Raw genomic sequence first — 23,256 nt, 5'->3', positions numbered from 1 at the left:
GGTTGTAGCCTGTCGGTACTTTATTTTTTTATTTTTGCTTATTCAGGACAAGGAATTACTTTTTTTTGTTCTCTGTTTTTTTTGGAATGGCGATAGTAGCATCACAATCTAAATATATTTTCAATACGCCAAAAATATAAAATCTATAATATAAAGACAAAGGTAAAATATAAATTGTTATAGTGCTCACTATAAGGCATGAAAGCGGTCATTCTTGCAGCGGGAGAAGGCCTCAGATGCCGTCCCCTAACGCTTACCCGTTCAAAGGTAATGCTGCCTGTTGCTGACAGGCCGATTCTTGAACACGTTATCCGTTCCCTTGAACAAAATAACATCAAGGACATCCTACTGATAGTTGGTTATGAGAAAGAGCGCATAATGAACTACTTCAAAGATGGTGTGGATTTCGGGGTAAACATCCGGTATGTTGAGCAAAAGACACAACTTGGTACAGCACATGCGATAGAACAGGCCAGGAGTGAACTTGCCGGCGAACATGAGTTCCTTGCTCTGAACGGCGATAACTTCATAGAGCCCAAAGTGATCAGTGATCTGATCAAATCAAAACGTGGAGACGTAACTATACTTGCCGTCAAGACCGAACATGTGAGCGGATATGGGGTTATCAGGGCAGAAGGGCCCAAGGTATTGGAGATTTTGGAAAATCCCGTTTCTGAAGTCAGTCACTTGGTAAATACCGGAATATATTATTTCAGTTCCAAGATATTTGATTTTATAGGACAAACTCCTCTCTCTCCGAAGGGTGAGTATGCGATCACTGATACGCTCCAGAAGATGATCGAGAATGGCCACGAAGTATCGATGGCTACGACAAGATCCTGGTGGCTGGACGCAGTATATGCATGGGACCTTCTGAGACTTAATTCTGTTACCCTTGGGAAGATCGAAAGGAAAGTCGCATCCACTGCGGTGGAAGATGGAGCCCACATTAAAGGAAACGTATCAATAGGTAAGAATACTATCATCAGATCCGGATGCTATATTGTAGGACCTGTTATGATAGGGGATAACTGTGATGTCGGGCCCAATGCTGTTATATTACCATCCACATCCATAGGCAATAATGTATCCGTGGGTGCTTTTACAAATATCCGTAACAGTATAATAATGAACGATGTACGCATTGGTTCCCACGGCTATGTATCCGATTCTGTCATTGGAAGTAATTGTCACGTCGGCCCATATTTCATTACAGAGACGGGAAGTAACCTGAACATCATATTGAACGAGGAGCTGCATCAGGCAGAGAAACTGGGCACTGTCGTTGGTGATGACACTGATGTTGGTCACCGGGTCCTTGTAAAAGCCGGTATCATGATATCCATCAACTGTCGTATCGGATCAGGTAATATAGTGGATAAGGCGCTGCACAGGGGTACCCTGGTGCTCTGAGGTGATGATGATGTGTGGTATAGTAGGATACATAGGTACTGAGAATGCTGTTGATATCATCATCAGTTCCCTCAAGAAACTGGAATACAGAGGTTATGATTCTGCAGGGGTCACCATTTTCAATGGAAACCTGGAAACATACAAGACCGTAGGCAAGATATCCGAGCTGGAAAAAATAATTCCGGCAGGTTTCACAGGGCATATTGGAATAGGTCATACTCGCTGGGCTACTCACGGAAAGCCCGAGACCAGGAATGCCCATCCCCATCTTTCATCGAATATTGCAGTAGTGCATAATGGTATCATTGAGAACTATATGCACCTTAAGGAAAAGCTGATGCAGCAAGGCTATGAGTTCTCATCGGATACAGATACTGAGGTCATAGCACATCTGCTGCATAAAACAATGAAAAATGAAAAAACATACAGCTTACTGGATGCTGTACGCCATATAATGACCGAGATAGAGGGTTCGTATGCAATTGCAGTGCTGTGCACTGATGAGCCGGACCATATAGTGCTTGCCCGTAAGGACAGTCCTCTTGTCATTGGTCTTGGTAATAATGGTTATTTTGCGGCATCAGATGTAACTGCATTTCTCAGATATACAAAAAATGCTGTATATGTCAATGATAAGGAGCTTGTGCTAATTAGTCCCACAGGTGTGGAATTCTACAATAACGATGGACAAAGGATAGAAAAGAAAGTTGACATCATTGAGTGGAATGAAGAAGCTGCTGAAAAAGCGGGTTATGAACATTTCATGCTCAAAGAAATACATGAACAGCCCATTTCTATCCAGGATACGTATGCAGGTAAGATCTCTGAACTGGAAGGCAGGGTCATACTCGAAGAACTGAAGATGGATGAGGACCAGCTGAGGAATCTGCAAAGGGTGACCATAATTGCCTGTGGAACATCATGGAATGCCGGTTGTGTTGGAAAATATCTGTTCGAGAACCTTGCCGGGATACACACTGATGTTGAGACCGCTTCGGAGTTCAGATACGGTGATCCGATACTTTGTGGTCAGGTATTGACTCTCGCTATAACGCAGTCAGGAGAAACAGCTGACACACTTGCAGCTATCAGGAGTTCAAGGTCATATGGATGTAAGGCGGTTGCCATAACCAATGTAGTGGGTAGTACTATTACCAGGGAAACGGATAGTGTGCTTTTCACACACGCTGGTCCGGAAATAGGAGTTGCTGCCACGAAAACATTCACAGCCCAACTTATAATGCTCTATCTGATGGCTATCCACATAGGAACGGTCAGAGGCCGGTTAACTCCTGAAACTTCCAGAGATATATTGGTTGGCATCAAGCAATTGCCAGGCCAGGTACAAAAGATCCTCAACAATAAAGATGCAATAAAGAAATGTGCTGAACACTATGCAAAGGTACAGGACTATTTCTTCATAGGCAGGCATTTGAACTATCCGGTTTCACTGGAGGGTGCCCTGAAACTCAAAGAGATCTCATATATACATGCTGAAGGATATGCGGCGGGTGAGCTTAAACACGGTCCTCTGGCACTTATCAGCAGTGCAACGCCTGTAGTGGCCATTGCTACAAAAGGGCATACATATGATAAAGTACTGAGCAATATCAAGGAAGTTAAGGCAAGAAGTGCCGAAGTAATAGCTGTTGCCAACCAAAGCGACACTGAGATTACTAAATACGTTGATATGGTGCTAAGGATACCTGATTGTCATGAACTGTTATCCCCGGTGCTTTCATCGGTAGTGTTGCAGTTGCTTGCATATTACACAGCCCTTGCAAGGGATTGCTCTATAGATAAGCCCAGGAACCTTGCGAAAAGCGTTACAGTAGAATGATCTTAAGAGGTTAGAATTATGAAATTGTTTGGTTCTTCCGGTATTAGAGGTCTTGCCAATAAAGAAATTACAGTTGATCTTGCCCTTAAAGTGGGATTAGCTCTTGGCAGGTCCAATAAGTCTGCAGTCATTGGAAGGGATCCGAGGGTATCCAGTGAAATGATCGAATATGCACTGGTCTCGGGACTTGTGTCAGCTGGTTGTAATGTTGTTAAGATCGGTGTTGTCACAACTCCCACACTTGCTTACGCTGCAAGAAAATACGATTGTGGGGTAATGATCACTGCTTCCCATAATCCTGCTCCTTATGTGGGCATCAAGTTATGGAATCCCGATGGCATGGCATTCGATTCTGCACAGCAGGAAGAGATAGAACGCATCATCGGGCAGCAAGATTTCGTGGCTGTGGCATGGAACGAAATAGGGGACATTACATCAGACAGTTCTGCCATAAAAGATCATGCTGAACTTATCCTGAGTAATGTGAAGCCGGTCAAGATGAGAGTTGTCGTTGATTGCGGCTGTGCTGCAGGTAGCACCATCACTCCTTTCCTGTTACGGGAAATGGGGTGCGAGGTCATCACTCTTAATGCACAGCTCGACGGACACTTCCCTGCACGCAATCCGGAACCAATTGAGGAAAATCTGTGGATGCTCAAAAAGGCTGTAAAAGAATTCGGTGCACGTGTCGGAATTGCCCACGACGGCGATGCTGACAGGATGATGGCAGTGGATGAGAACGGAGAGTTCGTATCGGGAGATGAAATGCTTGCTATCTTTGCATTGCGTGAATGCAAAGATTCAGGAAAGCTTGTGGTGCCTGTAGATACTTCTATGATGGTGGCTGATTCCTTACCCCTTTCAGAAGTGGTTTATACGCGTGTAGGTGATGTCTATGTGGCCGAGGAGCTCAAGAAAGTAGGTGCAGAGTTTGGTGGAGAACCTTCGGGAAGCTGGATATTCCCAAGAGTATCATATTGTCCCGATGGTATTCTTGCAGCTGCGCTTCTTGTCGAAATGGTGCAGGAAACTTCACTGGCAAAAATGCGTGCGGTACTTCCTAAATATCCTACTAAGAGAGGTACTCTTCCCTGCGATAACATGGAAAAGGAAAGAGTGATGAAGGCCATTGCTACAAAAATGAAGCAAATGGGCAAGGTTACCGATATAGATGGTGTACGTGTGGAAATGAAGGACGGCTGGGTGCTTATCAGGCCCTCGGGCACAGAACCAAAGATAAGGATAACAGCTGAGTCCCGTGAAAATGTGGAAGAGCTCTATGCAATGGCTGAGAAGATAGTGCGGGAGAATCTTTGATGAAGGCAGTGATACTTGCAGCCGGTGAAGGAACAAGGATGCGCCCGCTGACCGCTGCCCGGCCAAAGGTCATGTTGCCTCTGGCCAACAGGCCCATGCTCGAACATGTAATGGAGGCCTGTATCCAGGTAGGTATAAAGGATTTTGTGATGGTCACAGGTTACAGGGAAGAGACCATTAAGGCCTATTTCGGTGATGGAAAAAGATGGGGGATCCATATTGATTATGTCACTCAGGAAAAGCAGCTTGGTACTGCTCATGCAATAGGTTGTGCCCGGGAATACGTGAATGGGCGATTTGTTCAGTTGAACGGCGACATGCTTGTAGATCCTGTGCATCTTGGAAAGCTCATAAAGCACAACGAGGCTGCTGTCATCAGTGTGAAGGCTGTTGAGAACCCTTCGGAGTTCGGTGTGATCGTTACGGAAGGCGATAAGGTCAGCCGTATCATAGAAAAACCCCTTGATCCCCCTACTAACACTGTTAATGCAGGAATTTACCTCTTTGATACTACTATCTTTGAATATATTGACCGGACCCAGCCATCTCCACGTAACGAATATGAAATAACCGATTCTATGCAGATGATGGTGAACGATGGCATACATGTGGGTTTTGAACCTCTTACCAATGTCTGGCTGGATGTGGGCAGGCCTTGGGATATGCTGGATGCCAACAAAGCAATGCTTGAAAAGCTCAAACCCAGCTGTGAAGGTACTGTGGAACCTCTGGCCACTTTGCATGGCGATGTGGTAATAGGTGAAGGTACGATCGTGCGTAATGGTGCGTATATAATCGGTCCTGTGGTCATCGGTAAGAATTGCGATATCGGCCCCAATTGTTTTATCCGACCCTCAACTTCCATTGGTAACAATGTGCATATTGGCAATGGTGTTGAGGTGAAGAACTGTGTCATCATGGATGGGACCAAGATCGGACACCTTACATACATTGGTGACAGTGTGGTAGGATTCGGTTGCAATTTCGGTGCAGGTACAAAGGTTGCGAATCTTCGCCATGACGGCAAGACCATTAAGTCCGTTATCAAAGGTAAGAGGGTGGACACAGGTCGCAGAAAGCTTGGTGTCATAATGGGGGATGATGTCCATACCGGTATAAACACCAGTATTAATGTAGGTGTTGTTATTGAGAACGGCAGTGGCACCAAACCCGGTGAAGTCCTTATGCAGTGATGGTGATGCAGATGACCTCTGAAAGCACAGCGATGAGCAGGCTCAAAGAGCTTGCAGCAAAAGCTGCCGACGTGATATCTGCACATAGGTACGTGCGTCTCATATGCCACAATGATGCTGATGGGCTTACTTCGGCAGGCATAATGTGCAGAGCTCTTATGAGGAAAAGCATACGTTTCCATGCCACTATCGAAAGCAGGCTGGCACAGGATACCATTGATACCATAAAGAACAGCGTTTCTGCGGGAGACCTGGTCATATTTTGTGATATGGGCAGTGGGCAGGCAGAGCTTATCAGGCAGATCGAGAATGATGTGATTGTTATTGATCATCATACGCCTGTGGGTGATTCTCCTGCAAAGGTAGCCGTTAATCCGCATTATACAGGCATTGATGGAGCTATATATCTCTCTGCTTCAGGTACTACATATCTGGTGGCAAAGGAGATGGATCCGGACAATGTAGATCTGGCGGGACTGGCAATTGCGGGCGCTGTTGGTGATAAACAGCTCTTTGAAAATGCAAATCTGCACATACTTGAGGAGGCCACACAGGCAGGTGTGGTTTCTGTCAAAAAAGGTCTGAAGGTGGGAGATGGTGATATCGCGGATGTGCTGGAGTATACGCCTGAGCCTTATCTGGATATCACGGGTGATCGGAAGAAGATACATGATTTCCTTGCTATCCTTGGAGTGAAGGGAACATTAAGTGAGATGTCTCAGGGTGATCTCAAGAAGCTCACCTCTTCTATCGCGCTCAAGCTTGCAAAGCATGCAAGCCCGGAGGCAGTGGATGCAGCTATAGGGGATGTGTACTATCTTGAAAAAGAGCTTGTAAAGAATGTCTATGACTTTGTTGGCATACTCAATACATGTGGTAAGCTTGAAAAAGCTGGTCTGGCCCTGTCAATGTGCATGCAGGATGCATCTGTTATAGAGGAAGGACGCCAGCTGGCAGTTGAATACCAGAGGTCCATAGTTGCCAACATAAAGGAGGCAGAAAGTATGTTTAAGCAAGGGAAGAATATCTGGTATATGATAGCTAAAGACATGGATAACACGGGAATGATAAGCAGTACTGTGGTAAGATATATGCATCCCGAGAAACCCTGTATTGCAACCAATGAAGTAGAGGGCATTGTCAAAGTCTCAGGCCGGGGTACACGGGCCTTGATAGGTAAAGGGCTTGACCTTGCTTATGCTATGAGAGAAGGGGCCATGGCCGTAGGTGGCCAGGGCGGTGGTCATAATATCGCATCCGGGGCTTCCATTCCACCGGGAAAGGTGCAGGAGTTCATTGATATCGTTGACGGGATAGTGGGACAGCAACTGGGTGAGGATTTAGGCGGCAAAAGATGAGGATACGAACTACTATAACTATGAAAAGTCCACAGGCTTCGCAGATCGCAGAGAAAGTAGCTTTTTCCCTTGCTCCGGATAACCTTTCCGGTATGGGCACAGAAGTTGCTGAAGGCCTGGCAACGATTAGTTTTAGTACTGAAAAGGTCACAACTCTCATTGCCACTATGGATGACCTGCTCATGAATGCCAGGATAGCAGAGGAAGTGCTCGAGAAGGTGGACAAATGACCTTAAAAAATAATTCATTCTTTAACGTTTATTTTTAATCATTTTTATTTCATTTTACCGGATCCATTTCAACCACTTTTGCCGTGAGAGCATTCTTTTTCACGGATTCTATTCCTTTAAGGCAGCCAGCTTTGCTGGCATAGACCTGGCCTGTGGCTATGATCTCGCCGTTCCTTGCTCTCAATCTGAAACTGTATTTTCCGGTGTTATCGGTAAATACTTCGAACTTTGATATCTCCTCACCTCCTCATTTTACAATTAATGATCTCAGCTAAAGCTATCGCTCTGATACTACTCAAATACTATCAATTATCATCGACAGCAGGTATAGTTGAGGTGCCCTCCTCCTAAAGCACTTCTTACCTCAAAAAAAGGTGATCCCCATCTTATAAAAAAGTTCCTTTTAAGGGATACAAATGCATTGAAAAGCTGGAAACCTTAGTGTATTCTCTGCCAGAGGTCTTTATTCCTGTCTATCATCTCTTTCTGCTGTTCCATGAGGGAACGCCGGTAAAGCAGAGCTGCAGGATGATATAGCTTTATAAGGCGTTTGCCCTCCGTAGTGATCACTGCTTTGCCCCAATCCACGGGGGACACGCAAAATGCCTGTTCTGCCGTGTTGCCCAGCAGTATTATCACCTCAGGATCAAGTATCTCTATCTGAGCAAGCAGAAAAGGTCTGCATGTCCGAAGCTCGTTCTGTGTTGGTTTTCTATTGTTCGGAGGTCGGCATTTGACCGTGTTGATTATGGCATATTCATTTTTTTGAAGGGCCATATAAGTGATAAGTTCGTCCAGGACTTTTCCTGCTCTCCCGCAGAAGGGAATGCCAGCTTCATCTTCGTTCTTTCCGGGAGCTTCCCCTATAAAAAGCACTTTTGGCCTTTCAGAACCTCTCATTATCACTTTGTTAGTGATATTTTCATGTAACTGGCACATTTTACATTCCAGTATGTTCTCTGTTATTCCCTTTAGTCCCAATTTGACCAGTTCACCGGGGATCATAGTAGTTGTATTACAGTCGGTGCTCATTTTTAGTTACCATTTTTTAATTACTTTTTGTCCTTAGATCTTCCATGAAATGTATCTGTGAGGTGATGAATGAGTTATATGGGACATCTATGAAATATTCTTTTGCACGCTGCACTACTGCACCATTCAGGAACTCGATCTCTGTTCTCTTACTGGCTGCAAGGTCCTGCAGCATGGAAGAATGATGTGCCCGTGTGTTTGGTAACTGGTATTCTTTCAGGTATCTCAGATATTCGATGGCATTATCCCAGGGTAACCGGACTTTTTCAACAGCCGTGATCCTGAAAGCTTCGTGTATCATTCCTTCGATTATACTCCAGGCATGTGGATTCTCTAATTTGCCATAGGGAACACCCATTATAGCGCCAAGCGGGTTCAATGCACAGTTGTAAAGGACCTTGGACCAGAGTGCTCCTTTTATATTATCTGTGGTAAATACGGGGACACCAGCTTGTTGCAATACCTCTGCAAGCTTTTGTACGCTATCATCCATGCCTGAAGGGAACCTGCCAAGCTGCATAGGGCCACTTTCCACGGATACATGAACACTGGCATCACCGGTCCATTCAAAACCTGTGATAATAGTGCCGCCTATAACATGATCTGTGTATTCTGAGATTATCTCTTCGTTCCCTATGCCATTCTGAAGGCTTATTACTTCATTTCCCTCTATCACATCAGCGAACTGCTCACAAATGGATCTGGTGGCAGTGGACTTGGAACTTATGAATATGTAATCATATTTCCCGTTCTCAGGTATGTCTTCACTGCAACTGAAAAAGCTGGTTTCTTCTCCCCAGATACCGGTCATTTTGAAACCTTCGGCCCTGATAGTATCAGCATGCTTTTGTCTGCACACGGCATGCACATCAGAGACCTTAGAAAGACGGGCTGCAAGGGACAGGCCTACAGCACCTGCGCCTAATATCAATATATCCATTTATATCATCACACTTCAAGGCATAATCCTGTTAGATGGAAACAATAGGGTATGCACTAAGAACGGATATGAAATAAATTTTTTGCTCAACTTTCTTCCTTTCTGAAAGAATGGGCCATAGATCCGGAATGGCTGATCAGTTTGAATATCCGGCCTATTGGCTTCTGATGGAAAATTAATAAAGGATGTAAGCCTTTTTCCATAATGAAAAGCTTACCTACTATGCCGGCTCTTCATTCACTATTACCGAGGAATAAATAAATGGAATTGCATTTTACATTGAAAGTTTCTCTCCGGGCGAGTTCGGATGTCACTCCTGCTCGTGATATGATCGGGGAGTATTTGGAAGAGGCAAACAGGACCATACTCGTCAAGGGTGCTTCCGATGGTTACGGGGCGCAGGTCGTAGAATGGGGTATTAGCGACAACAAGATCGAATTGCTGATCGAATCCGGGAGATATGTACGCGCTCATGATGCGCTCATGCGCATACGCAAGCCCTTGGCAGCAAAATTGGGAAAGGACTTCCGTATTGGTCTTAGGGCGATCGAGGTGGAGTCATTTATTATCACCATGCCGGCAGAAAAGCCTTTAAAACAATTAAAGATCCCCTATGTGAAGTCCATAGAGTATGAGAATGGTGCAATAAAACTGTTTCTGGATGTGGGAGAATCTGAGATCGAGAACAGGGTACCGGACAGGATACTCACTTTGATGGAGGACAAGATCCAACAGCAGTCCTACGGGGGCAAGGCCGAGCATTGGCAAATACTATGGCAGAGCGAAAAGAAAGAACATAAGTTCTTCGAGGATCCCACGCAGGCAATGGTAAAAGAAGGCTGGGTCAAGAGAGGTGCAAGCCGAGGCCAGTGGATACATGGACCACAGTCCACGCAGATGTTCCGGACCTTTGAGAAAATAGTGCTCGAGGAACTTTTGGGTCCATTGGGTTACAGGGAGATGATCTTTCCCAAGCTGGTGCCCTGGGAGGTGTGGCAGAAGTCGGGCCATGCAAAAGGTGTCTATCCGGAGATCTACTATGTATGCCCGCCCAAGACCAGGGACCCGGAGTACTGGGAAGAGGTCAGTGATTATTATAAGGTTACCCACGAGGTTCCCACGGCTCTTATAAAAGAGAAGATCGGTGAGCCTATAGGTGGAATGTGCTATGCACAGTGTCCTCCTTTCTGGGTATACTTGCAGGGTGAGACCATACCTACGGATGAGTTCCCTATCAAGGTATTTGACAGGTCGGGTACTTCTCACAGATATGAGAGCGGTGGTATCCATGGCATGGAGCGTGTGGACGAGTTCCACAGGATAGAGATCGTATGGCTTGGAACCAAGGAGCAGGTCCTGGACTGTGCCAAGGAGCTGCATGAGAGGTATATGCACATATTTAATGAGATTCTGGAGCTGGAATGGAGAAAGGCCTGGGTGACTCCATGGTTCATGGCTCAGGAGGGCCTGACAGGCGTATCTGCACAGAGTGAGGCAGGTACCACTGATTACGAAGCTGTTCTACCCTATCGGGGAGAGAACGGGGAATGGCTGGAGTTCCAGAATGTGAGTGTCAATGGGACCAAGTATCCGGCTGGTTTTAATGTCAAGTGCCAGTCCGGTGAGGAGCTTTGGTCCGGTTGTTCGGGCGTAGGTCTGGAAAGATGGTCTTCTGCTTTCTTTGCTCAGAAAGGTCTTGATCCGACTAACTGGCCTGAAAGATTCGCAAAGCGTGCCGGAAAAGTGTCAAAGGGTATACGCTTCCTGTAAATCTAACTTATCGGTCAGTCTGCTGACCGATTTCTTTATATAGGGACATGTCTAGTATACAGAGCCACTAATCAGGATCTATTCTATGTTATCGTTCTAAGGAACGAATGCACAGTGAACAGATACATTATTCATATCATCTATCATAAGAATTCACATTGATCGGAGGAATTACTTGGCAAGAAAAGTACAGAAAAAATTAGACAAATGGAAGTCAAAATCCTGGTATAACATTGAAACACCTGAGTTCATAGGCAGGAACAATATCGGCACCACTCTGGCAGAAGAACCTGAACAGCTTATCGGCCGCATTGTGGAAGCCACGGTCGGTGACCTCACTAACGATTTCTCTAAGCACAATACTAAGCTCAAGTTCAGGATCAACGATATCAATGGGGATGTTGCACAAACCCGTTTCATCGGACACGAGATAACTACCGATTATCTGCGTTCCATTGTCAAGAGGCAGACCTCCAGGATAGATACTAACCTTAAGGTCACTACCAAGGATGGCTATATTGTCAGAGTGAAACCCATTTGTTTCACTGTCAAGAGGGCAAGGACCAGCCAGATCGAGGGCATCCGTCAGGTAATGGACAGCACTGTGAAGGAAAGGGCAATCGAACTTAACTTCGAGCAGTTTGTGGAAGAAGCCATCATGGGCAAGCTCTCTGCTACTATTTACAGGAATGCAAAGAACATTTATCCACTCAGAAGAGTAGAGATCAGGAAAACAGAGGTCGAAGGCATACCTGCCGCATGACCCTGTTCCAATACTTTTTCTTTCGGGCTTGAGTCACAATGGCACAAGCCGTAACTTGTTTTTCATTTTTGCTTATTTGACAAGATTTATATTATATAGTTATTTATTCTGCATCCCGGGCAGAAGTATTGTACTCTTCCCGGATGAGTTCCATCATCTCTTTATTTGCATCGATTACAAAGGCGCCTATATAACCACAATGTTTGCAGTGGTACAAGCCCTCCACTCCTCCTGCCTCAAAATATAGCTCAGTGCTGCCGCAGATCGGACATACTTCAATGAGTTCTTCGTCTGGCTGAATATCCTCAATGAACTCTTCCATTTCCGCTTCTTCTTCGTTCATCTTATCGCATCCTTCTCATATCCTCAACATCTGTCATTCCCATAGATTAAAGACGGTCAGTGTTCTATATTTACATTCCTCTACACTGGATGCAGAACATCGAGATTTTCAGGATAGGGGTAAAATAGTGTTTGATCCGTCAGGTAATCTACATGGAACTCCACGATCCAGGGAATCATGGCCTTCCTTAATTCCCATAAGGTTAGAGTGCCTTTGCGGTATGCTTCAATGCAGTCGAGCAGATACTGCCTTTTGTCTGATCCCAGCCTGTGGGAAAAATATCCCAAAGCATGCATGAACGCATTGGTGAAATTAGATCTCGAAGGTGGAACTGAGGTCATTCCCTGTAGTGTATTCACGTAAGCTGTTACATTTTCAGTAAAAGACCGGTGTTTGTGGTCAGCCAGGATCCTTCCCAAAACTTTCAATTGCCTCTGATCGTACGCCATGAGAAGCAGTTTGTTGCGGGTCTGGAAGTCCATCAGTTCCTGTATTGAACTATGGTGTAGTCTCAGGTCGGCCTGTATGAAGAGGCTTGTAAGAAAATGCTCTCTTATCCTTTTGTCCATAAGAGACGCTTCATCTGCATAAGTCAAGTTTGCGAACCGATCCAGTATTCCCTTTGCCAGGAACCCAGTACCATGTCTGTGCACCGGATCCTGTGCTTCAGCAGAAGAGAACACTTTTGTTGTTCTGAACCCGCATGAAGGTGACTTTGATTTGAGAATGGATCCATCAACATCCGGTAAATTATCCAGAAAATCGCTGACAAAAACCTGCATCCTATTTGTAATGTCCTGGCCGGTGGATGGCTGTACAAGTCTCATTGTTTCTCTATGGACCAATCGAATAGGATCTCGCGGTACTCCCAATCCGATCTCGCATTCAGGACATACTGTTATAAACTCTACAAAGGGTCGCAGATCCTTTACAATATCATATGGAACCATTTGTCCATCATATCTGCAGTGTTCAAACCCTAAGCATTTGCTTATGATCACTATAGGGTGAGGAAATGTATGAATGCTCAGACCTCCTTTAAAGGATGAGGAGAAAGCAGTATTTATAGGTGATCCGGATGGTATCAAAACGGTTTCAATATTAAGATGAACTTTGCATTCTCTTTTTTTCACAGCTGCTGCTGATGCAGCTTTTAGTGGTGGTGCTTCTTGAAATTTAGTAAGTGTGAGAAAGATCGGACCAAAAAACGTATCATCTGTTTTAAACAACTATTATTGATGCTTATGTCAGATGATCCTCTAAAAGATAGTAGAAAAGAGTGGATAGAAAACATAAAAAAAGAAAAGGGTATAGTACGAAATCCCACTGAAGATCATGATATTGGTCTGAAAACACTTCAGAACCCTGTAAGAAGGAAGATCTTATCCTTCGTTTCTGAAGCTGATAAGACCATTGAAGATATACAAGAGCACTTCAGGTTTGACAGGATGCAGGCTAAATTCCACCTCGATATGCTTGAGAATGCGCTTTATGTTGAAAGAACGGATGAAAATGGAACTGCAATGTATCATCTTTCGCCGAGAGCGGAGGCTTATTTTGAGAATGTGAAGGCTGGTAACGATGGTAGACGGAGCTGATCGGGTATTCCCTAACAACAGTGTCTGGTAATTAGCACACTGCCAGAATAAAGAATTATACTAAAGTTATCGAAAGATAGTATTGAATAGATATATGGCTCAACTTCATGTTTTCATCCTTGAAGTATATGTTAAACATACTTATTTAGTAAAACGTAGCAAATAACACATATGTTTTTATAGGTATGTATTCATCTGTAGATGTACCGACAAAAATTGAGCAAAAGTTGACGGAATGTCTGGTCGGATTGCATTCCGTCCAATCACCTGGCAATATAACTATTTTATTTAGCAGGTTAATATATTAGTAATAGGGTATATACTGTTAATAGGGGCAAATTCTATCTTTTAAAGTATCACTCAAAGAGTATTTATTCATCTAATAAGTGAAACTGTTGATAAGATAAAGAGGTGTTCAATAGTGCATACGATTTTCGCTGACAGGATGCAGATCACACGTAAGTCCTTCATCAGGGAAATACTGAAAGTTACCCAGCAGCCGGAAGTAATATCTTTCGCCGGCGGGCTTCCTAACCCTGGTCTTTTCCCTGTGGAAGAAATCGCATCAGCCTCCACAAAGGTTCTGTCAGACGACGGAAGAACTGTTCTTCAATACAGTACGACAGAAGGATATTTGCCTTTACGTGAGTTCATTGCACAAAGGTATCTCAAAAAGAACGGATTAACGATAGATCCCGGTGAGATCCTGATCACTAACGGCTCACAGCAAAGCATTGACCTTATCGGAAAGATCTTTTTGAACAAAGGTGACAGGGTCGTTGTTGAGAAACCCGGTTACCTCGGGGCGATCCAGGCATTCTCTATCTTTGAAGTCGAATTTGATGCCGTTCCTCTTCTTGAAGATGGTGTAGACACAGAGTTGCTGGACAGGACATTGAGTGAAAACAGTGCAAAGTTATTCTATACTGTTCCCACTTTCCAGAATCCATCCGGAATAACCTACTCTAAGCAAAGGAGAAAAGATGTTGCCAATATTCTCAAAAAACATAATGTTGTTTGTGTTGAGGACAATGCATATGGTGAATTGAGATTTACAGGAGAGGATCTTCCTGCCATCAGGAACTATTCCGATAATACGATCCTTATGGGCTCTTTCTCAAAGATCATTGCTCCGGGGCTTAGAATGGGATGGATATGTGCCAGAAAGGAAATAATGGAAAAACTGCTTGTAGCAAAACAGGCTGCTGATCTTCATTCTAATCATCTCTCTCAGAGGATCATCTATCAGTATCTATTAGATAATGATATCGATGAACATATTGTAAAAATAAAGGATGCGTATGGAGAGCGCCGGGATCTGATGGTAAGTATGATGGCTGAACACTTTCCGGAAGGTGTCAGGTATACAAAACCGGAAGGTGGAATGTTTGTGTGGGTAACACTGCCCCAAAGTGTCTCATCGCTTGACCTGTTCGAGCTTGCAATAGAAGAGAATGTTGCCTTTGTTCCTGGTAATCCTTTTTACACTGATGATACCAGTGGTAGTAACACTTTAAGATTGAATTTCTCCAATTCAGAGCACGAGCAGATAGAAGAAGGAATAAAACGGCTGGCCGTGTGCCTGAAAAAACTCATGAAAGACCCTAAGGTAGCAGATCTTCAGAATAATCCCTGAGGTCCTTTTTTCTTCTTGATTTGTGTAAGGGTCAATAAATAGATGCCATCTTTATTGAAGCATTTACTTTCAGATGGTATTGATTATTTTGAAACCACCTGACTGTTTTGCGCATATTTTTCTGTGTTCTTCTTCATCTTTTATGAGACCTTTTATATCCTGGATGAACTCTTTCCTGTTCATATCATCAGGAAACAGATCTTTGATCACCGCTGGGTCTGCATTCAAAATATCTATATAAGCATCACGTGCAAGTATCTCATATTGCATTATTTCATGGAATACTCTTGTGGGCGCCATTCCACTAAAATTGAAGATCTTTACCGGAAGCCCGGCTGGAACAGTCACAGGAACAGGTATATCTGCTCTTGCGAGCCACTTTTGTAATATGTTCCAATGTTTGTCTGAGTCATGAGAGAGCTGTTCTAAAGCTTCGACGTTCTCTCCCATAAACTGAATACGTGCTTCCCATGTCACAAGCTGTTCCATCTCGGATTCGATCCAGTACATGCGTCTAAGGAGGGCCACAAGCACATCCTTGTCCATAATAGTTGCCATGGTATGATCACCAGAACAATTGTTTATATGGATATTTATATTAATCGCATGTTAATATATCCTTCCCACTCCATCAAGTATAAATAATATCCAGGTATTACTCCAAGAGCATCTAAAGAATATGAGGGATCTATCATCAGCGCAATTGCTTTGTTAAGTAGTGGATTGGATTCTGTCACATCCCTTGCGATAGCACAGAGGGAGACAGATATAAGAATGGCTTTGATATTTGACTACGGACAGAGGGCTGCTGCAAGAGAGATCGAGTATTCCCGGAAAGTTGCTGAAAAATATGGGATCGAGCACAAGGTCATACCTCTTACATGGCTTAAGGATATAACAGCCACCAGCCTTGTGAGCACGGATATGGACGTTCCTCAAATGTCCATGCAGGATATCGCAGAGGAATCTGATCCGGCCATAACACTGGATTCAGCAAAGAAAGTCTGGGTACCCAACCGTAATGGGGTAATGATAAATATTGCTGCAAGCTTTGCAGAGAGCCTGGAGTGCAAGTACGTCATTGTTGGTTTTAACAGTGAAGAGGCTGTGACGTTTCCCGATAATTCCGTTGCATATCTAGACAGTCTTGACAAATGCCTTGGTTATTCGACCCTCAATGGCGTAAAGATGATGGCTCCGGTGGCAGGTCTTGACAAGCAGGGCATCATCCGTAAGGCTCTGGAAACAAAGGCTCCCCTTGAATGGAGCTGGAGCTGTTATCACGGAAAAGAGGTTCCATGCGGTGTATGTGAAAGCTGTACCCGCAGAAAGCGTGCTTTCATGCAGGCTGGCATAAAGGACCCGCTCATGGAAAGACTTGGTATTAATGATTAAATGGCAGAGGAAAGAATATGAGATGGATAGTGCTTAAAAAGCACATTGATTACGATGGCAGTCAGATCTCATCGCTGTGGGGATACATGGCAGCCGATTTGCAGGAAGATTCCATAATTGCTTTCCGTGGTTCATGTGATGTGCAGATCCGTCACATGATAGATCTGGAGGACAGGAAGGAAGGAGATTCCATTTACTCCACCGATATGCTTCATTTCGTGATCGAGCATTTTGATTCCACTGACCTTAAGCTCATCTATGCCAGACAACGCTTGTTCACAGCCATGGTGGCTGAAACCCTGTTACAGAGGGGAATAAAAACTTCAAGGGTCGGAGATGATCTTTTTGTACAGGGCAAGAAACTCAGTATTTCTATTGCCAGTACCTCTGCAGTATCCCAAAAGATACACTTTGGTATGAATGTGGAGCATGCTGTTTATGGCTGTCTCAGTGATCAGGGTGTTCCCGAACAAGATATGTTCTCGCTGATGGAGGAAATATCCAGCAGGTATGTGGAAGAGATCCATGACATAGAAAAGGACCTGCGTAAATCCAGGCCATTAGGTGTGATGTGATGGAAGCACCAATCACAGAGATCTTCTGTTCCGTGCAGGGTGAGGGACCTTATGTAGGCAACAGGCAGGTATTCCTGAGATTTGCCGGATGTAATCTTAATTGCTCGTACTGCGATACGGATGTGCAAATATCTGAAGCTTGCAGGTATGAGGAAGATCCGGGTTCAGGTATTTTCCAGTACATCAGAAATCCGTTGGGTACCGATCAGGTAGCAGAGCTCGTGGACCCTTTCATGAACGTGCATTCCCTGTCCCTTACAGGAGGTGAACCTCTGTTGTATGCGGACTTCATCACAGAGCTAGATGTGGGTTTACCCCTGTACCTGGAATCTAACATGACATTACCGGACATGGCCAGGAAGGTAAGGGATTGCGTTTCATTTGTCTCAGGTGATGTGAAGCTCACCGATGAGTTTCAGGGAGAAAAGCTGGAGTCGCATATTGAAAAGACCATTGAGACTTTCAGTATCCTCCGAAAGACCGAGAACAGGGATTGCTTCTGTAAGATCGTGATGACAAGAGATGTAAACCCGGCTCTTGTGCTGGATGTAGCCGCGTCCATTAACAACTATATTTCATGTATCGTCCTGCAGCCGGTAACACAATATGAGTTAAGGCCTGATGTAAGGACTTTGCTTGAATTACAAAAGGAACTGCTCGGTGATATTGATACTTTGATCGTCCCACAAACTCACAGGATGTGGGGGTGCTTATAATGAAAATGAAACTTGGAATAATAGATCACATTGACAGTGCTCACTACTTACCTCAGCACAAAACATGCGGTATCGTGCACGGTCACACGTATAAGGTTGAGATCGTCATAGAAGGAGAAAAGAACGAAAATGGTATGGTGATGGACTTCTATGACATAAAACAGGTCGTTAAGGAAGTACTCAAGGAATATGACCATAGGTTGCTTAATGATATACTTGAATTCCCAAGTGTGGAAAACCTGTGCGAACACATGCACCAAAACCTTAGTTCGAAACTGAACTTTCCATTATCTGTAAAGGTATGGGAAGGAGAAGGTAAGTGGTGCGAAATTTGTTGAAAATGGAGAAATTCCAAAACATATATAACCTGTAAATGTATAGTTGAGCCAATTTAAAGAACGGAGCTGTGGATGTGACAGGTATGCCGGATGAAGTAAAGAATATATGTGATATAACGGTCTCCAATAGGGAGGAAGAAATGAAGAGGATCATTGCACAACATCCCTGTTACTCAAAAGAGGCACAGCACAAGTTCGGCAGAATACACCTGCCCGTAGCTCCTGCATGCAATATCCAGTGCAACTATTGTGATCGGAAGTTCGATTGCGTGAACGAGAGCCGCCCTGGTGTCACAAGTGAAGTTCTGACACCTCTCGAAGCTCTGGAAAAGACCAAGCAGGTGCTCAAGGAATTCCCATTCATCAAGGTAGTTGCAGTGGCAGGTCCCGGAGATCCTCTGGCCAATGATGCTACTTTTGATACTTTCCGGCTTGTAAAGGCCGAGTTACCGGATGTTACTCTATGTCTGAGTACCAATGGGCTTGCTCTTCCTGATAAAATGCATGAGATCATTGATACAGGTGTGGACACGCTGACTGTAACACTAAATGCCATAGACCCCACAATAGAAGCACAGCTCATAAGTCATGTAGTCTATAAGGGTAAGATCTACAAGGGTGTGGAAGCTGCTGAGATCCTTATCAGGAACCAGCTTGCAGGTATTAAGATGGCTGTAGATGCAGGTATTGTCGTGAAGATCAATACTGTGATGGTGCCAGGTATAAATGACAAGCACATAGTTGAAGTGGCGAAGAAGATCAACGAGATGGGCGTTTATATAATGAACATCATGCCACTCATCTGCCAGGCCAAGTTCGCAGATATGGAACCGCCGACAGCTGAAGAAAGGCAGGCTGTGCAGGATGCATGTGAACCCTACGTGCAGCAGATGAGACACTGCCGTCAGTGCAGGTCCGATGCGTTCGGCCTTATCGGAAAGGATCTTTCCCAGATGAGCGAAGAGCGCCGTAAAACCATAAAGCTGGAAATGGCAGAGAAGTCTGAAAAAGCATAGGCAGATACTCTTTAACCTGTCGGTGGCCTGGATGGACCTGGAGACGCTTGCCCGCAATCTGCGGGAGTTCGAAGGGGTTTCACGCAAGAAACCCATCGCTGAAATTTTTAAGATATTCGAGAGCGTTCGCCATGAGTATGGTAATGTTATCGCAGATTTTGGCGATGATGCCGCTGTGATAGATATAGGCGGAGATGATGTGATCCTGTTCGCTGCAGATGGTATCTGGGGCAGGATCGTGGAGAAGAGCCCCTGGTGGACCGGTTACACGTCCGTAGTGGTCAATGTTAACGATATCTCGGCCATGGGAGGAAAGCCTCTTGCAATGGTAAATATAATGTCTTCCGACGACCCGGAGTCCATCAAAGGCATTATGGAAGGTATAAGGGATGGGATCACCAAATTCGGTGTGCCGATGGTAGGAGGCCACACTCATCCGGACACTCCTTACAATTCCCTTGCAGTCGCCATCATAGGCATAGCTAAAAAGGACTGTGTTATCAGAAGCGATACTGCAAGTCCCGGAGATGTTGTTATCCTTGCATACGACATGGATGGCAGGGTGGGTAAGAATTCGCCATATAGCTGGGACACTACTTCTTTCAAAGACCCTCAGTTTGTCAGGGAATGTTATATGGTGATGGTGACCATAGCCGAAAGGAAGCTTGTGACTGCCGGGAAGGATATCAGTAACCCTGGCTCCATAGGCACTCTGGGTATGCTATGTGAGACCAGTAAGGTAGGGGCTTCCGTAGACATTACGAAGATACCCAAGCCTGAGAATATGGATATGGAGCAGTGGTTGAAGATATATCCCGCAACTGGTTATGTTGTGACCGCAAAGCCGCAGAACGTGCAGGCATGTCTGGATGTATTCTGTCAGGTAGGTATCACTGCTGCTGCTGTGGGTGAGATAACCGATAGTCAAAGGTTAGAGATCCACGACCGGAAGGAAAAAGCTATTGTTTTTGATCTCACGAAAGATATCATTACCGGCATTGATGAATGAATATGTGAATGGTCAATGCATGTAGTGTATATTAAAAAAGCATGAGGTATTTCAATGCTCGCTGTTTACCCATGCAGCCAGTTCATCGTACAGAAATCTCTCGGCAGCCTGCACAACTTCGAGTTTACCGCGCAGTACCAGAAGTTCTCTCTCGTCACATTCGATTATGCTTACTGATATCTTTCTCTCCATGGGTTCAAGTTCGAACTCTTCTACCATATCGTATATGATATAAGATGGAGTTCCCGGTGGGATTATCAGGTCATAGAGCTCTTCAAGTTGCTTTTCCTCAGTCTCTTTTTTTGGTTTCAGGTCTTCAATTGTTAGTTTTCTTGCCATGTGCCTCACCTATTGCAGAGACCTCATATTCAGCTTCAGCATAAAAAGTAAACGGATAAGAAGAGAAAAAAGATGGTACATTGAGTACCGATCAAAGGACTTTCTCACCGGCGTGGGGACCGGGCATGGAGTTATAAACTTCTTCTACATGCACTACAACGGCTGCCTTCTTTGGCATGTTGGGCATAGCTGAGTCTACCCAATGCTTCATTTCTTCATAGACCTTGCCGTCAGTGATCATTTTCACACTGCCCTTTATCTGGAAGCACTTCTTTGTGTAGCTGTCATGTACCACGAAGGCTACTTTTGGGTTGTGTTTGAGGTTGTCCTCGGTCTTGAAGAAGAAATTATCCGAGATGAGAATGGTCTCAGGGTCCATTACTTTGAGGAAGCCTACAAGGGCAACGTTTGGGGTTCCATTTGCGCTTGATGTCGCTACTGGCACGGGGTTCTGTTTGGCGATAGTTTCCATTATTTCTTTTGTCATCTTTACCATTGTTTACCACTCCTGTGTGATCCTCAATGTCTCGTTTTTCTTTGAAAACTACTTGGAACTACATACATATCTTAATTGTGGTGGCAGTTGGCAGAAGTCTTTATACCTGGTACATCCCTAATTTCTATATGTATTTCGATATGTAGAGGAAGTCATAAAATGCGTTTGATAAATATTGCTGAGACCGAGGGCCAGATCAGGATGGAATTTGCGGGATGCAATATGAAGTGCCCTTACTGTGTGCATATTCACCAGCTGTTCACTGATGTTCTCTTGGATAAGGCTCTGGAGTTCGCAAGATCTTCAGCTATGAAGACCATCTATCTGGGAGGTGCAGAACCGACATTGCAGAAAGAATTGCTTCCTCTGCTTGAGGGCTTGCATGATGCCGGAAAACAGGTGCTGCTTAAGTCCAATGGAATGAAGCCGGATGTTATTGAGCAGTCTCTGCCTTTTGTGCATGGTATTGTGCTGGAGATCAAAGCGCCTCTTGACGATGTGGACGGGCTAATGGAGCTTACGGGGATGTCACGGGAACGCACTGAGAAATACATAGACCTGCTAAAACAATCCCTCGCCATTGCAAAGCAGAAGTGGCTGCGTGTCTGGTTACGGGTTATCCCGGAGTTTGTCAATAAGGATTCCATTTACAGGATCCTGCCGGATGTGGAAGGTGCGGATGAGATGATGCTGTACCAGTTCATGAGCAAGACGGATTTTGACAGGCCGTTTTTGGGGCATGTTGGGCCTACACCTTCCTGGGAAGAGCTGGAGGAGCTTGGAATAATAGCCATGGAGAAGATCCCGAAGGTGATACTGCTGGGTGAGAAGGGTAGAATAGTGTTGGGAAAGTGACTTTTCAGGGTGTACAAAAATACCGGAATGTTTATGCTTTTGACCAGCCTTTAATGTGTGATAGCAATGCAGGAATACAGTTTAAAACGTGGAAATAAGCCGGATCTTGAAAGGATCCATGAATGCCTGGCGGAGAGCTTTCCCGCTGAGATAAAAAAGAACGGCGATAAGCTTGTAATATCTTATGGCATCTTCAAGACGCTTACCGTATGGATACAGAACAAGAAAATGGCAGTGGAAACTGAATCCGATATCACGGTCACCAATGATGGAGTTATTCTGGACACTAACAAGAGATACAGGGATTTCCTGTACAAGGCCACCGGCTACACAGCCAAGGAACGCCTGAAAAAGGCTAAAGAGGAAGTATCCAAGTAAATTTCTCCCGGAAACTATCAAAAATATCATTCACATGGACAGCGAATTCCTTGAAAAACTGAAGGGTTTCCATATTCCCACCTGCCTGCGGGTGTGCGCCGGTACTGACGGATCTGTGACGTTCCTGCTGGAGATCATGACCGGCCATCCTACGGCAGTGGTGACGGAGTACCAGCATATCATTCCTGCTGACAAGTGGATGGCGCAGATGTTCGGCGTGGAGGTGGGTGCGGATATCAATGACCGCGTGGTCACTCTCACTGCCGGTGAGGTGCCTTATGTGTATGCCCGTTCCCTCTCTGCCATTGAGAAAATGCCTCCTGGAGTTAAATGTGATATGATGAAAGCCGATATCCCCATCGGCAGGATACTGCGCGATCACAATATCGAGACACGCCGGGACTTTGAGGATATCGAGCTCCACAGTCAGGAATCTCTTTTCGGCGCAAAATCCGTGCTTTCCCGCTCCTACAAGATAGTACACCATAACGGTGTGCTTATGTGGATCAACGAACGGTTCCCCATCGATGATCGCTGGCTGTTATAAACGCTTTGCACAGATGCCATGAACCAGGCGAACCAAGTCGGATCCAACCGAAACCTTATTAACAGATTCTGCATATTACAGGGTTGCCCCACTGATTCTGTGTGCCTCGGTGGCTTAGGGGTATAGCGCGTCCTTGGTAAGGACGAGGCCGCGGGTTCA

At 44.8% G+C, this 23,256-nt stretch carries 27 protein-coding genes; 19 read left to right on the top strand and 8 right to left on the bottom strand.

Going from position 1 to position 23,256, the window contains the following annotated elements; translation table 11 throughout:
• Positions 1-198: 198 nt before the first annotated feature.
• From glmU (ACCM36_RS10570) to ACCM36_RS10545, 6 genes are read left to right on the top strand one after another with little or no spacing between them, the layout of a single operon-like run.
• A complete protein-coding gene (glmU, locus tag ACCM36_RS10570) occupies positions 199-1,413 on the top strand; it encodes a bifunctional sugar-1-phosphate nucleotidylyltransferase/acetyltransferase (protein ID WP_370573721.1) in 1,215 nt (404 codons plus the stop codon).
• Positions 1,414-1,423: 10 nt separating this feature from the next.
• Positions 1,424-3,253: a glutamine--fructose-6-phosphate transaminase (isomerizing) gene (gene glmS / locus ACCM36_RS10565; protein ID WP_370573771.1), complete on the top strand. Its 1,830-nt coding sequence runs from the start codon at positions 1,424-1,426 to the stop codon at positions 3,251-3,253.
• 18 nt (positions 3,254-3,271) lie between these two features.
• A complete protein-coding gene (gene glmM / locus ACCM36_RS10560; RefSeq protein WP_370573720.1) occupies positions 3,272-4,570 on the top strand; it encodes a phosphoglucosamine mutase in 1,299 nt (432 codons plus the stop codon).
• Positions 4,570-5,763, top strand: coding sequence for a bifunctional sugar-1-phosphate nucleotidylyltransferase/acetyltransferase (gene glmU, locus ACCM36_RS10555; RefSeq protein ID WP_370573719.1), 1,194 nt, complete (start codon positions 4,570-4,572; stop codon positions 5,761-5,763). Before glmM ends, glmU (ACCM36_RS10555) begins: the two co-directional genes overlap by 1 nt.
• 11 nt (positions 5,764-5,774) lie before the next feature.
• Positions 5,775-7,121 (top strand): DHHA1 domain-containing protein, encoded by a 1,347-nt coding sequence (locus ACCM36_RS10550; protein WP_370573718.1) that lies wholly within the window; start codon positions 5,775-5,777, stop codon positions 7,119-7,121.
• Complete coding sequence (locus ACCM36_RS10545) at positions 7,118-7,351, top strand: KEOPS complex subunit Pcc1 (protein WP_370573717.1); 234 nt, start codon at positions 7,118-7,120, stop codon at positions 7,349-7,351. The genes ACCM36_RS10550 and ACCM36_RS10545 overlap by 4 nt, the downstream gene beginning before the upstream one ends.
• A gap of 49 nt (positions 7,352-7,400) precedes the next feature.
• Here the strand turns inward: ACCM36_RS10545 and ACCM36_RS10540 are convergent, their stop codons facing one another.
• The 3 genes from ACCM36_RS10540 to ACCM36_RS10530 form a co-directional block, all read right to left on the bottom strand.
• Positions 7,401-7,586, bottom strand: coding sequence for a YegP family protein (locus ACCM36_RS10540; RefSeq protein WP_370573770.1), 186 nt, complete (start codon positions 7,584-7,586; stop codon positions 7,401-7,403).
• 203 nt (positions 7,587-7,789) lie between these two features.
• The gene (locus ACCM36_RS10535; protein WP_370573716.1) at positions 7,790-8,383 is read right to left on the bottom strand and encodes a uracil-DNA glycosylase; all 594 of its coding nucleotides are present in this window, start codon (positions 8,381-8,383) and stop codon (positions 7,790-7,792) included.
• A gap of 16 nt (positions 8,384-8,399) precedes the next feature.
• Positions 8,400-9,323 carry a ketopantoate reductase family protein gene (locus ACCM36_RS10530; protein ID WP_370573715.1) on the bottom strand — a complete coding sequence of 308 codons (924 nt, stop codon included), beginning with the start codon at positions 9,321-9,323 and terminating at the stop codon, positions 8,400-8,402.
• A gap of 261 nt (positions 9,324-9,584) precedes the next feature.
• Here ACCM36_RS10530 and ACCM36_RS10525 point away from each other — a divergent pair, with 261 nt between their 5' ends.
• Together ACCM36_RS10525 and ACCM36_RS10520 are read left to right on the top strand one after the other, a co-directional pair.
• A complete protein-coding gene (locus ACCM36_RS10525; protein WP_370573714.1) occupies positions 9,585-11,093 on the top strand; it encodes a serine--tRNA ligase in 1,509 nt (502 codons plus the stop codon).
• Positions 11,094-11,268: 175 nt separating this feature from the next.
• Positions 11,269-11,856 carry a 30S ribosomal protein S3ae gene (locus ACCM36_RS10520; protein WP_370573713.1) on the top strand — a complete coding sequence of 196 codons (588 nt, stop codon included), beginning with the start codon at positions 11,269-11,271 and terminating at the stop codon, positions 11,854-11,856.
• Positions 11,857-11,959: 103 nt separating this feature from the next.
• Here the strand turns inward: ACCM36_RS10520 and ACCM36_RS10515 are convergent, their stop codons facing one another.
• Together ACCM36_RS10515 and ACCM36_RS10510 are read right to left on the bottom strand one after the other, a co-directional pair.
• On the bottom strand, positions 11,960-12,199 hold the full coding sequence (locus ACCM36_RS10515) for a transposase (RefSeq protein ID WP_370573712.1): 240 nt from the start codon (positions 12,197-12,199) through the stop codon (positions 11,960-11,962).
• Positions 12,200-12,279: 80 nt separating this feature from the next.
• A complete protein-coding gene (locus tag ACCM36_RS10510) occupies positions 12,280-13,200 on the bottom strand; it encodes a YbgA family protein (RefSeq protein ID WP_370573769.1) in 921 nt (306 codons plus the stop codon).
• A 168-nt stretch (positions 13,201-13,368) separates the two neighbouring features.
• On the opposite strand from ACCM36_RS10510, the gene ACCM36_RS10505 reads away from it, so the two are divergent.
• On the top strand, positions 13,369-13,797 hold the full coding sequence (locus ACCM36_RS10505; protein ID WP_370573711.1) for a winged helix-turn-helix domain-containing protein: 429 nt from the start codon (positions 13,369-13,371) through the stop codon (positions 13,795-13,797).
• Positions 13,798-14,218: 421 nt separating this feature from the next.
• Entirely contained in the window at positions 14,219-15,433 is a 1,215-nt protein-coding gene (locus tag ACCM36_RS10500) for a PLP-dependent aminotransferase family protein (RefSeq protein WP_370573710.1), read from the top strand.
• A 69-nt stretch (positions 15,434-15,502) separates the two neighbouring features.
• Here ACCM36_RS10500 and ACCM36_RS10495 read toward each other — a convergent pair whose 3' ends face one another.
• Positions 15,503-15,991 (bottom strand): hypothetical protein, encoded by a 489-nt coding sequence (locus ACCM36_RS10495; RefSeq protein ID WP_370573709.1) that lies wholly within the window; start codon positions 15,989-15,991, stop codon positions 15,503-15,505.
• A gap of 135 nt (positions 15,992-16,126) precedes the next feature.
• Here ACCM36_RS10495 and queC point away from each other — a divergent pair, with 135 nt between their 5' ends.
• The 6 genes from queC to ACCM36_RS10465 all read left to right on the top strand — a co-directional run bounded on the left by queC (position 16,127) and on the right by ACCM36_RS10465 (position 20,482).
• Positions 16,127-16,828: a 7-cyano-7-deazaguanine synthase QueC gene (gene queC, locus ACCM36_RS10490; protein ID WP_370573768.1), complete on the top strand. Its 702-nt coding sequence runs from the start codon at positions 16,127-16,129 to the stop codon at positions 16,826-16,828.
• Positions 16,829-16,845: 17 nt separating this feature from the next.
• Positions 16,846-17,403 (top strand): DUF366 family protein, encoded by a 558-nt coding sequence (locus ACCM36_RS10485; RefSeq protein ID WP_370573708.1) that lies wholly within the window; start codon positions 16,846-16,848, stop codon positions 17,401-17,403.
• Complete coding sequence (locus ACCM36_RS10480; protein ID WP_370573707.1) at positions 17,403-18,119, top strand: 7-carboxy-7-deazaguanine synthase QueE; 717 nt, start codon at positions 17,403-17,405, stop codon at positions 18,117-18,119. Before ACCM36_RS10485 ends, ACCM36_RS10480 begins: the two co-directional genes overlap by 1 nt.
• Positions 18,119-18,457 carry a 6-carboxytetrahydropterin synthase QueD gene (queD, locus tag ACCM36_RS10475; RefSeq protein ID WP_370573706.1) on the top strand — a complete coding sequence of 113 codons (339 nt, stop codon included), beginning with the start codon at positions 18,119-18,121 and terminating at the stop codon, positions 18,455-18,457. The genes ACCM36_RS10480 and queD overlap by 1 nt, the downstream gene beginning before the upstream one ends.
• Before the next feature lie 83 nt (positions 18,458-18,540).
• Complete coding sequence (gene nifB / locus ACCM36_RS10470; RefSeq protein WP_370573767.1) at positions 18,541-19,473, top strand: nitrogenase cofactor biosynthesis protein NifB; 933 nt, start codon at positions 18,541-18,543, stop codon at positions 19,471-19,473.
• 31 nt (positions 19,474-19,504) lie between these two features.
• The gene (locus ACCM36_RS10465; protein WP_370573705.1) at positions 19,505-20,482 is read left to right on the top strand and encodes a methanogenesis marker 2 protein; all 978 of its coding nucleotides are present in this window, start codon (positions 19,505-19,507) and stop codon (positions 20,480-20,482) included.
• A 51-nt stretch (positions 20,483-20,533) separates the two neighbouring features.
• Here the strand turns inward: ACCM36_RS10465 and ACCM36_RS10460 are convergent, their stop codons facing one another.
• Positions 20,534-20,821, bottom strand: coding sequence for a hypothetical protein (locus ACCM36_RS10460; protein ID WP_370573704.1), 288 nt, complete (start codon positions 20,819-20,821; stop codon positions 20,534-20,536).
• 91 nt (positions 20,822-20,912) lie between these two features.
• Complete coding sequence (locus ACCM36_RS10455) at positions 20,913-21,317, bottom strand: pyridoxamine 5'-phosphate oxidase family protein (protein ID WP_370573703.1); 405 nt, start codon at positions 21,315-21,317, stop codon at positions 20,913-20,915.
• Between the two features lie 159 nt (positions 21,318-21,476).
• On the opposite strand from ACCM36_RS10455, the gene ACCM36_RS10450 reads away from it, so the two are divergent.
• The 3 genes from ACCM36_RS10450 (at position 21,477) to ACCM36_RS10440 (ending at position 23,097) form a co-directional block, all read left to right on the top strand.
• Complete coding sequence (locus ACCM36_RS10450) at positions 21,477-22,172, top strand: radical SAM protein (RefSeq protein ID WP_370573702.1); 696 nt, start codon at positions 21,477-21,479, stop codon at positions 22,170-22,172.
• Positions 22,173-22,238: 66 nt separating this feature from the next.
• Complete coding sequence (locus ACCM36_RS10445; RefSeq protein WP_370573701.1) at positions 22,239-22,550, top strand: DUF5611 family protein; 312 nt, start codon at positions 22,239-22,241, stop codon at positions 22,548-22,550.
• A gap of 34 nt (positions 22,551-22,584) precedes the next feature.
• Positions 22,585-23,097 (top strand): chorismate pyruvate-lyase family protein, encoded by a 513-nt coding sequence (locus tag ACCM36_RS10440; protein ID WP_370573700.1) that lies wholly within the window; start codon positions 22,585-22,587, stop codon positions 23,095-23,097.
• The last annotated feature ends 159 nt before the right edge of the window (positions 23,098-23,256 follow it).

Source organism: Methanomethylovorans sp. (assembly GCF_041305605.1).
GTDB lineage: Archaea > Halobacteriota > Methanosarcinia > Methanosarcinales > Methanosarcinaceae > Methanomethylovorans.
The sequence above is the reverse complement of the archived record's forward strand: the minus strand, read 5'-3'. Positions and strand labels throughout refer to the sequence as shown.

Bases quoted from the DNA above. Each gene is read 5' to 3' on its own strand.
- queD (WP_370573706.1), top strand. From the start codon at position 18,119: ATGAAAATGAAACTTGGAATAATAGATCACATTGACAGTGCTCACTAC.
- ACCM36_RS10455 (WP_370573703.1), bottom strand. From the start codon at position 21,317: ATGGTAAAGATGACAAAAGAAATAATGGAAACTATCGCCAAACAGAAC.
- ACCM36_RS10530 (WP_370573715.1), bottom strand. From the start codon at position 9,323: ATGGATATATTGATATTAGGCGCAGGTGCTGTAGGCCTGTCCCTTGCA.
- ACCM36_RS10485 (WP_370573708.1), top strand. From the start codon at position 16,846: ATGAGATGGATAGTGCTTAAAAAGCACATTGATTACGATGGCAGTCAG.
- ACCM36_RS10465 (WP_370573705.1), top strand. From the start codon at position 19,505: ATGGACCTGGAGACGCTTGCCCGCAATCTGCGGGAGTTCGAAGGGGTT.
- nifB (WP_370573767.1), top strand. From the start codon at position 18,541: ATGCCGGATGAAGTAAAGAATATATGTGATATAACGGTCTCCAATAGG.
- ACCM36_RS10525 (WP_370573714.1), top strand. From the start codon at position 9,585: ATGGAATTGCATTTTACATTGAAAGTTTCTCTCCGGGCGAGTTCGGAT.
- ACCM36_RS10460 (WP_370573704.1), bottom strand. From the start codon at position 20,821: ATGGCAAGAAAACTAACAATTGAAGACCTGAAACCAAAAAAAGAGACT.
- ACCM36_RS10445 (WP_370573701.1), top strand. From the start codon at position 22,239: ATGCAGGAATACAGTTTAAAACGTGGAAATAAGCCGGATCTTGAAAGG.
- ACCM36_RS10480 (WP_370573707.1), top strand. From the start codon at position 17,403: ATGGAAGCACCAATCACAGAGATCTTCTGTTCCGTGCAGGGTGAGGGA.
- ACCM36_RS10515 (WP_370573712.1), bottom strand. From the start codon at position 12,199: ATGAACGAAGAAGAAGCGGAAATGGAAGAGTTCATTGAGGATATTCAG.
- glmM (WP_370573720.1), top strand. From the start codon at position 3,272: ATGAAATTGTTTGGTTCTTCCGGTATTAGAGGTCTTGCCAATAAAGAA.
- glmU (WP_370573719.1), top strand. From the start codon at position 4,570: ATGAAGGCAGTGATACTTGCAGCCGGTGAAGGAACAAGGATGCGCCCG.
- glmS (WP_370573771.1), top strand. From the start codon at position 1,424: ATGTGTGGTATAGTAGGATACATAGGTACTGAGAATGCTGTTGATATC.
- ACCM36_RS10535 (WP_370573716.1), bottom strand. From the start codon at position 8,383: ATGAGCACCGACTGTAATACAACTACTATGATCCCCGGTGAACTGGTC.
- ACCM36_RS10495 (WP_370573709.1), bottom strand. From the start codon at position 15,991: ATGGCAACTATTATGGACAAGGATGTGCTTGTGGCCCTCCTTAGACGC.
- glmU (WP_370573721.1), top strand. From the start codon at position 199: ATGAAAGCGGTCATTCTTGCAGCGGGAGAAGGCCTCAGATGCCGTCCC.
- ACCM36_RS10450 (WP_370573702.1), top strand. From the start codon at position 21,477: ATGCGTTTGATAAATATTGCTGAGACCGAGGGCCAGATCAGGATGGAA.
- ACCM36_RS10440 (WP_370573700.1), top strand. From the start codon at position 22,585: ATGGACAGCGAATTCCTTGAAAAACTGAAGGGTTTCCATATTCCCACC.
- ACCM36_RS10545 (WP_370573717.1), top strand. From the start codon at position 7,118: ATGAGGATACGAACTACTATAACTATGAAAAGTCCACAGGCTTCGCAG.
- ACCM36_RS10550 (WP_370573718.1), top strand. From the start codon at position 5,775: ATGACCTCTGAAAGCACAGCGATGAGCAGGCTCAAAGAGCTTGCAGCA.